Origin of the sequence: Chryseobacterium culicis (assembly GCF_900108365.1) — a bacterium.
GTDB lineage: Bacteria > Bacteroidota > Bacteroidia > Flavobacteriales > Weeksellaceae > Chryseobacterium > Chryseobacterium culicis.
On the sequence record NZ_FNWQ01000002.1, the window covers coordinates 551,232 to 565,106 of the forward strand.

Annotated in this window: 9 protein-coding genes; 5 read left to right on the forward strand and 4 right to left on the reverse strand. The window is 39.2% G+C overall.

Features of this window, described 5'->3' with window-relative positions; translation table 11 throughout:
- Positions 1–306: 306 nt before the first annotated feature.
- From BLW74_RS08780 to BLW74_RS08795, 4 genes are all read right to left on the reverse strand, one after another.
- Positions 307–2,535, reverse strand: a complete 2,229-nt coding sequence (locus BLW74_RS08780; RefSeq protein WP_228424836.1) for a zinc-dependent metalloprotease — start codon at positions 2,533–2,535, stop codon at positions 307–309.
- A 191-nt stretch (positions 2,536–2,726) separates the two neighbouring features.
- On the reverse strand, positions 2,727–5,657 hold the full coding sequence (locus BLW74_RS08785; RefSeq protein WP_089691824.1) for a reprolysin-like metallopeptidase: 2,931 nt from the start codon (positions 5,655–5,657) through the stop codon (positions 2,727–2,729).
- A gap of 200 nt (positions 5,658–5,857) precedes the next feature.
- Positions 5,858–6,358 carry a DinB family protein gene (locus tag BLW74_RS08790; protein WP_089691827.1) on the reverse strand — a complete coding sequence of 167 codons (501 nt, stop codon included), beginning with the start codon at positions 6,356–6,358 and terminating at the stop codon, positions 5,858–5,860.
- Between the two features lie 23 nt (positions 6,359–6,381).
- Positions 6,382–7,521 (reverse strand): acyl-CoA dehydrogenase family protein, encoded by a 1,140-nt coding sequence (locus BLW74_RS08795; RefSeq protein WP_089691830.1) that lies wholly within the window; start codon positions 7,519–7,521, stop codon positions 6,382–6,384.
- A 191-nt stretch (positions 7,522–7,712) separates the two neighbouring features.
- Between BLW74_RS08795 and BLW74_RS08800 the strand changes: the two genes are divergently transcribed.
- The 5 genes from BLW74_RS08800 to purF all read left to right on the forward strand — a co-directional run bounded on the left by BLW74_RS08800 (position 7,713) and on the right by purF (position 13,747).
- Positions 7,713–9,632: an endonuclease gene (locus tag BLW74_RS08800; RefSeq protein ID WP_089691834.1), complete on the forward strand. Its 1,920-nt coding sequence runs from the start codon at positions 7,713–7,715 to the stop codon at positions 9,630–9,632.
- A gap of 419 nt (positions 9,633–10,051) precedes the next feature.
- Positions 10,052–10,657 (forward strand): SatD family protein, encoded by a 606-nt coding sequence (locus BLW74_RS08810; protein WP_089691840.1) that lies wholly within the window; start codon positions 10,052–10,054, stop codon positions 10,655–10,657.
- A 2-nt stretch (positions 10,658–10,659) separates the two neighbouring features.
- Complete coding sequence (locus tag BLW74_RS08815; RefSeq protein ID WP_089691842.1) at positions 10,660–11,355, forward strand: DUF3307 domain-containing protein; 696 nt, start codon at positions 10,660–10,662, stop codon at positions 11,353–11,355.
- Between the two features lie 36 nt (positions 11,356–11,391).
- Positions 11,392–12,114 carry a phosphoribosylaminoimidazolesuccinocarboxamide synthase gene (gene purC, locus BLW74_RS08820; RefSeq protein WP_027372243.1) on the forward strand — a complete coding sequence of 241 codons (723 nt, stop codon included), beginning with the start codon at positions 11,392–11,394 and terminating at the stop codon, positions 12,112–12,114.
- A 133-nt stretch (positions 12,115–12,247) separates the two neighbouring features.
- Positions 12,248–13,747 carry an amidophosphoribosyltransferase gene (purF, locus tag BLW74_RS08825; protein ID WP_089691846.1) on the forward strand — a complete coding sequence of 500 codons (1,500 nt, stop codon included), beginning with the start codon at positions 12,248–12,250 and terminating at the stop codon, positions 13,745–13,747.
- The last annotated feature ends 128 nt before the right edge of the window (positions 13,748–13,875 follow it).

Genomic DNA, 13,875 nt, shown 5'->3' on the forward strand with positions numbered 1-13,875 from the left:
CACTTTTCTTACAGTATATGATTGAAATAACTATTTATACGAAATAGATTCAAAAGAAGCAGCTGCATCAGACGTTAAAAAAATGGTCTGAAGCTCCCTTTCATACAATCTGAATAAACGGTACAATACAATATTGTTATGCGATAAATTTAAATTAAAAAACTCAATTATTAAATATTTTATTTCAATAAAACATTATGATGTGATTATTTGTATTTATTGAGGCCTTTTTTTTTGTTTACATTTTTCGTTTTCTAATAAAAAAAGCTGTCCAAATGAACAGCTTTCTTATTTATTATGTTGTATTTATTTTTTAATAAATTGTTTTGTAAATCCTCCAATTTGGATAACGTAGGTTCCATTGGTCAGTTTGTTGACATTCACGGTTCCTGTTTGCAGATTTCCTGTGCTTACCAGTCTTCCGGACATGTCGTAGATTTTATATTCCTCATTGCTGGTATGGGTGAGAGTTAGAATGCTTTTTACGGGATTAGGATACAGCTTGATTTCTGTAGATGATGAATTTCCGTCTGTAAGAGTATCATCAGAAGTTTTTACAGAAATATTGGCATTATTGATGTCAAAGAAAATATGATTGCTTCCTTTTACCATAATTCTTCCGGAATCTGTTAATGTATCAGGGATTGTGACAGTATGTGAGCCATTATTAGGAACTCCGGCCACTAATGCTGTCCAGGTATTGCCGTTATCTGCTGACCACAGAATGTCTACATGAGCTGTATTGATACCATTTGCTGTGGTTCCTGCCACATCCCATGTGATGGTTTGTGAGCTTCCCTGAACATACGAGACGGCAATGTTTTGTGAGGTGATCGTAAACGGTCCGGCAGCAGGGTTAACCGTTATTTTAGTATCATCAGAGTTATTTCCACTTCCTCCGGTCTTGTTATCACGAACAGTGAATCTGAAATTTAAAGTTCTGGCTACAGATGGAAGAGCTTCAACGTCTATTTCTGCGCCTGCTGTTTTGAGAGAACCTGCTAAAACAGAAGACATTATGGGGAAATATCGTACCGGAGAATCTGAGGGTTTCCATGATCTGAATATCGGGCCTGCCATTTTTGTATCTTTTGCTGCTGAGTCAGCGCCCGTTTCAGAGGAAGTTCCTTTATCCATTTGTTCCCATATGTAAGTAAGCGGATCGCCATCTGCATCACTTCCGGACCCGGTTAGCATAAAAGGAGTGCTTTTAGGAATCGTGTAATCAGATCCTGCGTCTGCTGTAGGCAAGGCATTTCCGGTAGGTGTATTTACGGAACAGGTTTTTGTTTTGAGATTATTGGTAATTTGTTCAATGCTCAAAGCATGAAAAAAGGGATCAGAATTGTTCTGAACATCATAGTTCGTAATACCTGCATATCCCATAATGGTTGATCCTGAACCTGGTTCTACAGGCTGCAATCCGGGTTGAGGCTCATAGGACCAGGTGTGGTTGCCACCGAACTGATGTCCCATTTCATGGGCTACAAAATCAATATCAAAAGTATCCCCCGAAGGATTACCGTTGGCAGGTGATGTATATCCGCTTCCTTTATAACTGCTGGGATAGGTGGTGCCCTGATCTTCATAGGTTGACATGTCATTATCACAAATACATCCGATGCATCCTGCATTACCGCCGCCGCCGTCTCTTCCGAAAAGGTGTCCTATGTCAAAATTATCATTGCCAATGGAAGAACTCAGATTATTCATAAGTTCCAGATTCCATTTATTCATCTCTGACGAAGGAGAATAGGGGTCTGTGGCAGCATCCGTGTAGATAAGTGTATCATTATTAGCGATCAGCAACATTCTTGCTGCAAAATCATTTTCAAAAATACCATTAACGCGGGTCATTGTATTGTTCATCGCTGCTAAAGCCTGGGCTTTCGTTCCGCCAAAATAAGAGGCATATTCTCCTGTGCATGAAAGGGCGAGCCTGAATGTTCTCAGCATCCCATCATCTGCATTTTTATGGCTTATGATATTGGGGCTTCCTTTTTGAGCGACATCTAAAACTCTGCATTCAAGCTTATTTAAATTGTCTTTGCTGTCACTCTTTTTATAAATGATATAGGTGGAAAGGTCTTTGGTATAAGGCTGGATAAAAACAGCAGATTTATCATGGTGGATTTCCATAGATGACAGGCCTAAAGAAGAGATGCTGAAATAAACCTTTGAAGCAGGGTCTCTTATACCTTCACCTACATAAGATTTGATGTCCGGATATCTGACAGCCAGCTCAGGTTCAAAGTTAGAATTTTCTTTTACCCTGAAGTTTTCCATTTTACCTTGCGAATTGGGAAAAGAGACCACGATTTCAGATTTTTGTGTTGATCTTTTTGGGGCTTTTGCTAATACATTTTTTAATCCGTTTAAATTCAAATGATAAAGCCTGGGATTTTCAACGCGTGACATGTTTTCCAGAATCTGGGAAGATCCCCGTGAGGCGCTGGAGGTCCATAAGTGATCAGTCTGTGCAAAAGAAATACCCGATAATGCGAGCATTCCCGTTATCAATAATTGTTTTTTCACGTCAATGTATTTTGGCAAAAATAATGAAAAAAATACCCTGAAAGCATTTTTAATTTCATGTTTTTTGTCAGTACCGCTATTGGAACAAGGGGAGATTGTGAAAAATATTATATAAAATCTAATAAAAAAGAAAACCTGTTCTAAACAGAACAGGTTTTCACATCGTTTAATTTTAAAAAGTCTATTATTCATTAATTTTTAATAAACCTCTTGGTAGATTCTCCGATCTGAATCATATAAGCGCCTTTTACGAGACTGCTTACATTCACGGAGCCTCTCTGAAGTTTTCCTGAATCGATTAGTTTTCCACCCATATCGAAGATTTTATAATCTTCTGAAGCTGTATTTGATATATAAAGCTGATCTCTCACAGGGTTTGGATAAACTTTAACATCCGTGATCAAGTCTTTTGTGTTCTGAAGATCTCCTTTTCCTGAAGAAACAATAGTAAGGGTATAATCTTCAACCTGTCCGTAAGTGAATGCTTCACATGAAGAAGTAGGAATTGAGCTGTACTTCATCATCACTCTCATTCTTGTAGAACCAACAGTTGCTGTAGATGGAATGGTAATAGAGCCTGTAACCGGGCTTGTTGTAGAACCTGCTTTTGTCCATGCTAATTCCCCGCTGTCAGTAAAGTCTCCATCTCCGTTATAGTCGATATACACAGCGTATGCTTCGCTGTATTTTGTAGAAGTCCAGGTTGGAGTGATAGAAATCGTATAAGTATTTCCTCTTGTAACATTGGTGGAAATAGAAGTGAAGTTTTCGTATCCTGCAGTTCCTGTAGATGTGTTATTAATAGATCCGAATGTTACATTTCCTATTCTTTCATCAGCAGTGTTGGATGCTGAAGAAGAACAGTAGGAAACAGTTCCTCCTGAAAGCGTAGTAACGCTTACGGTATTGCTGGAAGCAGAAGCATTTCCTGCTGCATCTTTCGCTTTAACAGAGAAAGAATATGCAGTTGCCGGAGAAAGTCCTGTTACAGTGTAGGTAGTGGAAGCTGTGGATCCGATTAATGCAGCTCCTTGATAAACGTCATATCCCGTAACTCCAACATTGTCTGTAGCGCCTGACCATGAAAGATTGGTTGTGGTAGCAGTAGTTCCCGAAGCAGCAAGGGTAGGTGCTGTAGGAGCTACGGTGTCCGGAGTGCCTGAACCTGCATTTACAGAGATGTTGGCATTGTTCACATCAAAGAAAATATGATTCGATCCTTTTACCATGAGTCTTCCTGTAGTTGTTGTAGAATTCGGAATTGTTACAGCCTGCGAGCCGTCGTTTGGAGTTCCTGCCAGTAGAGTGGTCCATGTATTTCCGTTGTCTGTTGACCATAGAATGTCTACGTTGGCAGCGTTTACACCGTTGGCGGTAGTTCCGGCCACATTCCATGTAACGGTTTGAGAACTTCCTCCTGCATAGGTAGTTGCTGAATTCTGTGAAGTTATAGTAAAGGGTCCGGCAGTACCGTTAACAGTAATTACCGCATCGTCAGAATTATTTCCTGAGCCCCCTGCTTTATTGTCACGAACGGTAAATCTGAAGTTTAATGTTCTTGCCACGGAAGAAAGTGCTTCTACTGTGATTTCAGAACCTGCTGTAGTGGTTGCGCCTGCTAAAACAGAAGCCATCCTTGGGAAATATCTTACAGGAGCAGTGGTGGGTGTCCATGATCTGAAGTTAGGTCCTGAAGCTTTTGTAGCACTTGCTGCGGAGCTTGCTCCTGTCTGAGATGAAGAAGCATTGTCCATTTGTTCCCAGATGTAGGTTAGAGAATCTCCGTCAGCATCTGTTCCTGTACCTGTAAGTACAAATGGAGTTCCTTTTGGGATCGTATAGTCTAAGCCTGCATTCGCGGTAGGAATTGAATTTCCTGTATTGGTGTTTACGGAGCAGGTTTTAGCTTTAATATTATTAGTGATCTGCTGAATGCTTATCGCGTGGAAGAAAGCGTCAGAGTGCGGCTGGATATCCTGGCTGGTAATTCCTGCATAACCCATGATTGTGGATCCTGATCCTGGCTCCATATTAACGCCGGTTCCTTCATTATTCATGGAGAAGGTGTGGTTTCCTCCGAATTGATGGCCCATCTCGTGAGCTACATAGTCAATGTCGAAATTATCTCCGGACGGGATAGCGTCTGCGGGAGAGGTGTATCCGCTTCCTTTTGACCCGTTTGTACAGATACAGCCGATACATCCTGCGTTTCCACCACCTCCTGAAGCTCCGAACAAATGTCCGATGTCATAATTAGCCTCACCGATTACCGAAGTTAAAGTGCTTTGTAACTGTGAATTCCAGCTGCTCATTCCTGAAGCTGCGGAGTAAGGATCTGTGGATGCATTGGTGTAGATAACGGCGTCATTGTTGGCAATCAGCACCATTCTGGCGGCGAAATCTTTTTCAAAAACGCCATTTACACGGGTCATCGTAGTATTCATTGCGGCTAAAGCCTGAGCTTTTGTCCCTCCGAAATAAGCGGTATATTCTCCGGTACATGACAATGCCAGTCTGAATGTTCTTAGTTTGGCATCATCAGCGTTAGGTCTTGCAGCAAGAGCAGAATTGGAAACTCCTTTCTGTGCAGCATCTACTACTGTACATTCAAACTTGTTAAGATCATCTTTTTTGTCAGATTTTCTGTATACTACATAAGAAGAAAGATCTTTAGTGTAGGGTTCTATGAAAACTGCAGATTTATCACCGTAAATTTCCATGGATGACAGTCCTAGTGGAGAGACACTGAAATAGACTGTGGAATTAGGATCATCCAGGCCTTGTCCTACATAGGATTTGATGTCCGGATATTTTGCTGCCAGCTCGGGAGCAAAATTGGAATTTTCTCTCACTTTAAAGTTTTCCATTCTGCCTTCAGAATTCGGAAAAGAAATAATGATTTCAGATTTTTCGCCTGCGGCCAGTCTTTTGGGAGCTTTTGCCAGAACGTTTTTCAATCCGTTGATGTCAAGGTGGTATACCTTTGGATTGCTGATGCCGGTTTTGTTTTCAAAGATCTCTGATGAAGTTTTTCTGGAACCTTCGGACCAAAGACGGTCAGTCTGTGCGAAAGAAATACCCGAAATAAGGAGCATTCCAATCAGCGTTAATTGTTTTTTCATATTAAATATTAAATTTGATTGTGGAATATCAAATCTAATAAAAATTATGTTACGGAAAACAAAATTTTTTATGAAAAATTTAGATTGTTTATTCAATATATTATGCAATGCATTAATTATAATTGAAAACGCCTTGTACTAAAGAAAAATGACACATACCGAAGTATATGTCATTTTTTTTGGTTTGATATAATAAGTATTTATGACCTGTTGTCATCAGCAGTCGGTCCGTAGAGCCCGGGAACTTTATTGCCGGTTGACCGTAAATAAACAACCAGTTCACCTCTATGATGGTACAGGTGATTATAAAGAAAAGCTCTTACAACCTGAACTTTTGGCATAGGAGGGAAAAGTACATTGCCGTTCATCTCCATTTTCCATTCGTTAAAATAAGCGTTCTCATCTGAATTCTCAATGACTTTCTGAGCTTTTGCTACATTTTCTTCAAACTTGGCAACAATATTTTCTGCCTTGGAAATATCTCCTTTATCATACTGATAGGTGCCCATATCAAAAACATCCTGATTGAATGTGGATTCATACCAGTTATAAACTTCTGCAATATGAGAAGCCAGCTGGCCTGTCGTCCAGTTTTTCTCAGACGGTTTCCAATTGAGAGCGCTGTCGGGAATAGCTTTTAAAAGTTTTCTGGTGTTTTCTGCTTCATGCAGAAATTCACCTAATAGGGCTTGTTTAATCATTTGTATGTGTTTTTACATTTCTATTATTTTGTAATATCTCTTCCGATTACCAGTCTTTGGATCTCAGAGGTACCTTCACCAATAGTACAAAGCTTAGAGTCTCTGTAGAATTTCTCAGCCGGGAAGTCTTTTGTATATCCGTATCCTCCGAAGATCTGAACGGCATTGTTTGAAATTCTCACACAAGCTTCAGAAGCATACAATTTAGCCATAGCTCCTTCTTTTGTCATTTTCTGTTTTGCATTTTTCAGGGTAGAAGCTCTTTGAATAAGAAGTTCAGCGGCATCAATTTCTGTTGCCATATCTGCTAACATGAAGTTGATCGCCTGGAAATCAGCAATCGGTTTTCCGAACTGATGTCTTTCTTTTGCATATTTCAAGGCAGCTTTGTAAGCTCCTCTTGCAGTACCTAAACTTAAGGCAGCAATAGAAATTCTACCTCCATCCAATACTTTCATAGCCTGCTTGAAACCTTCACCCACTTCTCCTAAACGGTGTGAATCCGGTACACGCACATTATCAAAGATTAGTTCTGCGGTCTCGGAAGCACGCATTCCCAGTTTATTTTCTTTTTTTCCTGAACTGAATCCAGGCATTCCTTTTTCTAAAACAAATGCTGTAGAATTGTTTTTAGCACCCACTTCTCCTGTTCTTGTCATTACTACGGCAATATCTCCGGAAATGGCATGAGTAATAAAGTTTTTAGCTCCGTTGATGATCCATTCGTCACCATCTTTTACAGCAGTAGTAGACATTCCTCCTGAATCTGAACCTGTATTGTGCTCTGTAAGCCCCCAGGCTCCGATCACTTTTCCGGAGGCCAGCTGAGGAAGCCATTTGTGTCTCTGTTCTTCATTTCCGAATTCATAGATATGGTTCGTACAAAGAGAGTTGTGTGCTGCTACAGAAAGACCAATAGATGGGTCAACCTGAGAAATTTCATCCAGGATCGTAACATACTCATGATAACCTAAGCCGGAACCTCCATACTGTTCAGGAACAACAATCCCCATAAAACCCATCTCACCTAACTGGTGGAATAAGTCTTTTGGAAAAGTCTGGCTTTCATCCCATTCCATGATGTTTGGTCTGATGTTCTTTTCTGCAAATTCTCTAGCCGTCTCCGCTATCATTTTGATGTTGTCAATAGTCTCTGTATTCATATAATAATAGTTAGTTCCCAAAGATAACCAAATTGATGGAATGCTAAAACAAATTATTTCATTCGCAGGATTTAAGGGTCAATACGTTTAATATTCAATTTTTTATATTTTGGAAATTAATACTTTCTTAATAAAACATTAAGCCTTTTACATTTTTTATTTCACTATTTTAGTCCCCCAATTTTTAATGCATGAAAAAAATTCTACTTCCTATCGTTCTAATATCTTCTTATATTTCTGCGCAGGCTCCTGCCGGTTATTATAACGGAACAGCCGGACTGACAGGGTATGCCCTGAAATCAAAAATTCACGATATTATTTCGGATAAAATGATTAACTGGCATTATGATGATCTTCCTGCGCTTTACAGTCAGACTGATCTTGATAAATATTATGACCACGGTGCTTCAAATACTGAATATTTGCTGGATATCTATTCTGAAATACCTGCTGCACCTGACTCATATGAATATAAAGTGGATAATTTAATCAGTACTGCAGGAGCAGAGGGTCTTGGGTATAACAGGGAGCATATGATGCCTCAGAGTACATTCAGTACTAGTTCTTCCATCAGTGATTATCCTATGTACTCGGATCTGAACTTTATTATTCCTGTAGATGCATATATTAATCAGAGGAGAAATAATTACCCTTATGGAGTAGGCGGAAATACGAATTTCTATAATTTTACCAACGGCTCCAGAATGGCTAACGCTGCGATTCCAAACTATCCTTATACCGGAAGAGTATATGAGCCTATTAATGAGTTTAAAGGAGATGTTGCAAGAACTTTGCTGTATTTTGCAGTAAGATATGAAGGAAAACTGGGATCGTTTAATACCGCTTACAGCACCTCTGCGAACATTACACCCGCTACCGATCAGTGTCCGCTTGACGGAACGGAAGAGAGAGCCATTGATCTTCCTTATATTGCCATGCTGAAGCAGTGGAGTACCGCAGACCCTGTTTCACAACGGGAAATTGACAGAAACAACGCTGTCTATGCTATTCAAAAAAACAGAAATCCTTTTATTGATCATCCTGAATGGATTGATATGATCTGGTCTGAAACGCCGGATAATACAGCTCCTACAGCTCCCGGATCACTGGTTTCCACACAGCAGAATGCTTATTTTGTTAACCTTAACTGGACCGCTTCTCCTGATGCTGATATTTTGGGATATAGAGTCTATATGAACGGTTCTACAACGCCTGTTGCTGTCACCAGGGGCACTTCTGTAAGCATCGATCATTTAACACCTTCCACCACTTATACTTTTACAGTAAAAGCTTTTGATAAGGGATACCTGGAGTCTGGGTTCAGCAATACAGTCACGGCCTCCACCATTGCCATGGACTCTTACGCCCCGGATCTTATGATCACAAAATACATATCGGGAACGAATAATACAGCTAATACTATTAAAAATAATGCGCTGGAAATTGTTAATAAAACGGGGCATGAGGTGAATTTAAATAATTACAGAATTAATATTCAGTTCAAGAATAACGCCTCAGGAGCTATTTACAGTGGAGATACTTACGAACTGGAAGGCAAAGTGGCAGATAACGAAACGTTTGTTATTTTGAATCCAAAATCTACATTGTCCTGTTATACCAATGCCCAGGCAAAATTTGTGACAGCTTCTGATCCGCTCACTTTTACAGGAGGAAATTATGTGGAGCTTGCCTATAATAAAACGGTTACCGTAGATGCAATCGGAGTAAAATACACAACCAATACTAACGGTAATGTATCTTTGTACAGGAAAAGCAGCATCAATAAACCTACAGATACATTTACTATCAGCGAGTGGGATTCTTATCCGTCTAACTACTGTCAGAATCTGGGTGGAACGTTATCTTCAGCAGAGCTGATTGCTGACAATAACGAGTTTGCAATATATCCGAATCCGGTATATGACAATATTTACGTAAACGGAGAAACAGCGCTGGTAAAAACAGCACAGATCATAGATCTTTCCGGAAAAGTAATCTATACCGAGAAAAATCCTTTCAAAAATAAAAAGAGCATTTCCGTACAAGGAATTCCGGCAGGAGTTTATTTCTTAAAACTTGATGAAAAAGCGCATCAGTTTATTAAAAAATAGATCATCCTAAGACGTACTGTCATTTCAATGACCAACCAAACCTCACAGTTTTTAACAACCTGTGAGGTTTATTTCTTAAAGTTTGATAAGATTGCTTTGCCCGCAATGAATGTTATAACCCTGATAGCAGCAGTTGCCCCACAGCAGGCCGCCGGAAAAGGAGGGAGCCGGGGTTTGTGTGCGGATAGCAGGAATAGCTTCTTCCTTAAAAATAATGTAAAAATTTGGAGTTAAACTCCGTCTTATAATAAAATTTTAAACTGAATGTTGATTTTTTCTGATTGTAGAATGTAATATAAAGCCTTAAAAACCTTATGTTTACTGCATCATTGATATAAGCAGAATCCCTAATAATCAATATCTATAAGTGTTTCTGCTTATATCTTTTATATATAAGTAATTATGCTTATATTTGCAGTATGATAGCGGTCATTACCGGTGATATTATAAATTCACAGCATGCGGACACGGAAGTCTGGATTACCAGGCTGAAACATCTTCTCGAAAAATGGGGAAGCGCTCCCGGCACATGGGAAATCTACAGAGGTGACGAGTTCCAGTTCAAATGCAAAATTGATGACGTTTTCTGGCGGTTTCTAGCCATAAAATCTCTTATTAAAAGTCAGGAAAATTTAGATGTCAGGATGGCTATAGGTATTGGTGAGGAAAGTTTCTCTTCAGAGAAAATCACTGAATCGAACGGTACGGCATACGTACACTCCGGAAGACTCCTGAATGATCTTAAAAATGACGGACATACCGTTGCCATCAAAACTTCAAGTGATGCGGTAGACAGGGATTTAAATATCCTGTTGAAATGGTCGTCTAAGGATTTTGATAACTGGACCATGGCTACATCAGAGATTATTCATGAGATGATCATGAATCAGGATATCACGCAGGAGGATCTTGCTAAAAGATTTGCTATTTCACAGTCTTCTGTAAGCCAGAGGCTGAAGCGAGCCAACTATGAGCTCATCGTGGAAACCAATCAGTATTTCAGAAAGAAAATCTCAGAACTATAGGCATGATCTTCATCAAACTCATATTGGCACATTTACTCGGAGATTTTATACTTCAGCCAAATTCATGGGTTGCAGACAAGGAAAACTATAAACTGAAAAGTAAGTTTTTATACATTCATGTTCTGATTCACACCATTTTAAGTTTTATTTTCCTTTGGGATCTTCAACTTTGGTGGGTTGCCGTTTTGGTGGGAATTACTCACTTTATGATTGATGCTGCCAAGCTTATCTTTCAGAATGTAAAGACAAAGAAAAGATGGTTTTTCATAGATCAGGTGCTGCATGTTCTGGTAATCGGAGGAGTTTCTTTTTATTTTCAGGAATTCAGCTTTGGGTTTTTACAGAATCAGGAATTTTTAAAGATCATTATGGCAGCGTTGTTCCTGACAACACCAGCTTCTATCTTTATCAAAATCTTACTGTCATCATGGACACCCGCTCCTGATGGCCCCAACACAATCCAAACCGAATCTTTATCAAGTGCCGGAAAATATATCGGAATTTTAGAACGTCTGATGGTATTCACTTTTATCATGGTGAATCACTGGGAAGGCGTAGGTTTCATGGTAGCTGCCAAATCTGTTTTCAGATTCAGTGACCTTGCACAGGCAAAACAGAGAAAACTTACAGAATATGTATTAATTGGTACTCTGCTGAGTTTTGGACTGGCTGTCTTAACAGGAATTATAATAAAATAAATCAATAAATCTAACTACAATTTAGAAAGTAAAATTATGAGTCAAAAGAAAGAAATGTTGTACGAGGGGAAAGCGAAACAAGTATTTGCTACCGATAATCCTGATGAAGTAGTAGTACGTTTCAAAGACGATGCTACAGCATTTAACGCTCAAAAGAAAGGCCAGGTAGACCTTAAAGGGGAAATGAACAATGCCATCACAACCCTTATTTTTGAATACTTAAATGAAAAAGGAATCAAAACTCATTTCATCAAGCAGCTGGACGAAAGAGAGCAGCTGGTAAGAAAAGTGTCTATCATTCCTTTGGAAATGGTAGTGAGAAACTACTCCGCAGGAAGCATGGCGCAAAGATTAGGAGTGGAAGAAGGAATCAAATCTCCGGTAACCATCTTCGATATCTGCTACAAAAAAGACGAATTGGGAGATCCGCTTATCAACGATCACCATGCTGTTTTCTTAGGCGCAGCTACGTATGAAGAACTTGACGAAATGTATGAGCTTACTTCAGATATCAACGAAATCCTGATCGACCTGTTTGACAAAATCAACATCATTCTGGTAGATTTCAAAATTGAATTAGGTAAAACTTCAGACGGTGAAATCATCTTAGCAGATGAAATCTCGCCTGATACCTGCAGACTTTGGGATAAAGATACCATGAAGAAATTAGATAAAGACAGATTCAGAAGAGACTTAGGAGAAGTTACTGAGGCTTATGTGGAAATCTATAACCGTCTTAAGAATCTTTTACAGAAATAAGATTTCAGGTAACAGATTTCAGATGTTGGCACTGAAAATATTGTCTTGATTCAAACAAAATTAAAATTTGAAGTTGGCTTTAATCTGAGATCTGAAATCTGACTTCCAAGATCTACAATTAGAAAAAATAGAAATGAAAAGTTTAGACATTCATAAAAGTGAATATTTAAAACAGTTTAAAACCCAGACTTACGGAAGGAATCTGTTCAGAACTCAGGAAGAGGAAAGACTGGATGCTCCCAATGAAGAGTGTGGGATCTTCGGATTGTATTCGGACAGTGATCTGGATACTTTCTCGCTTTCACAGTTCGGTCTTTTTGCTTTACAGCACAGAGGTCAGGAGGCTTGTGGTATTTCCGTTTTAAAAGAGGGAAGAATCACCAACATGAAAGATGAAGGACTGGTTTTGGATGTTTATAAAGAAATTCAGGAACCTGAAACTTTTATGGGAAATTCTGCAATCGGGCATACCCGTTATACCACTGCAGGAGATAAAAAGAAATATAATTTCCAGCCATTTTTCGCCAAAAACGAATATGACCAGATTATACTTTCTATAGCACACAACGGTAACCTTACCAATGCAAAAGAATTAAAAGCAGAATTAGAGGCTGAAGGCGTGGTTTTCAGAGCCACTTCCGATTCTGAAGTAATCCTGAGACTGATCCAGAAAAACCTTGATTTGGGTCTTCGTGGTGCTATCAAAGCCACCATGGAAAAAATTGAAGGTGCTTATTCTGTTGTAGGGATGACCAGAAATAAATTCTTTGCATTCAGAGATTTCAACGGAATCCGTCCGCTGGTATTGGGAGCTATCGACGAAAGATCGTATGTGGTAGCTTCTGAGTCTGTAGCACTGGATGCTGTAGGAGCTCAGTATGTACGAGATATCCTTCCTGGTGAGATCATTTATACCAACGAAAACGAACCTGGAAAACTTCATTCTTATATGATGGATGAAGCGAAGGGGAAACAGAGAATCTGTTCTTTTGAATATATTTATTTTGCAAGACCAGACTCTACGCTGGAAAATATCAACGTATATGAAATCAGAGAAAAGTCTGGTGAGAAAATCTGGGAACAGGCGCCTGTAGAAGCTGATCTGGTGATCGGTGTTCCGGATTCCGGAGTTCCCGCTGCTATTGGTTTCTCAAAAGCTTCAGGAATACCTTTCCGTCCTGTTTTGATCAAAAACAGATATATCGGAAGAAGCTTCATCGTTCCTACTCAGGAAATGAGAGAAAGGGTAGTGAACCTTAAGCTGAACCCGATCATCTCTGAAATGAAAGATAAGAGAGTAGTCATTATTGACGATTCTATCGTTCGTGGAACCACTTCTAAAAGACTGGTTAAAATTCTGAAAGATGCAGGAGTGAAAGAAATCCACTTCAGAAGTGTTTCTCCACCTATTATTGCACCATGTTATCTGGGAATTGATACTCCGTCCAAAGATGATCTGATCTCTGCCAATATGACTACAGAAGAACTTAAAAACTATCTTGGGGTAGATTCCTTAGAGTTTTTAAGCATAGACAATCTGAAAGACATCTTAGGATCAGCTAACCACTGTTTTGGTTGCTTTACCGAAGAATATCCAGTTGGAAAAGGAGAGGAGGTGGATTTATTCAACTAATCTCTTATTGAAATAATGGAATAATGAGCCGGGTTTATAATCCGGCTCTTTTGTTTTTAAATGTAGCAAAAGCTTAATATTCCTGTATTATATAATATATAATTGAGTGGTAATTTCGCTGAATTAAA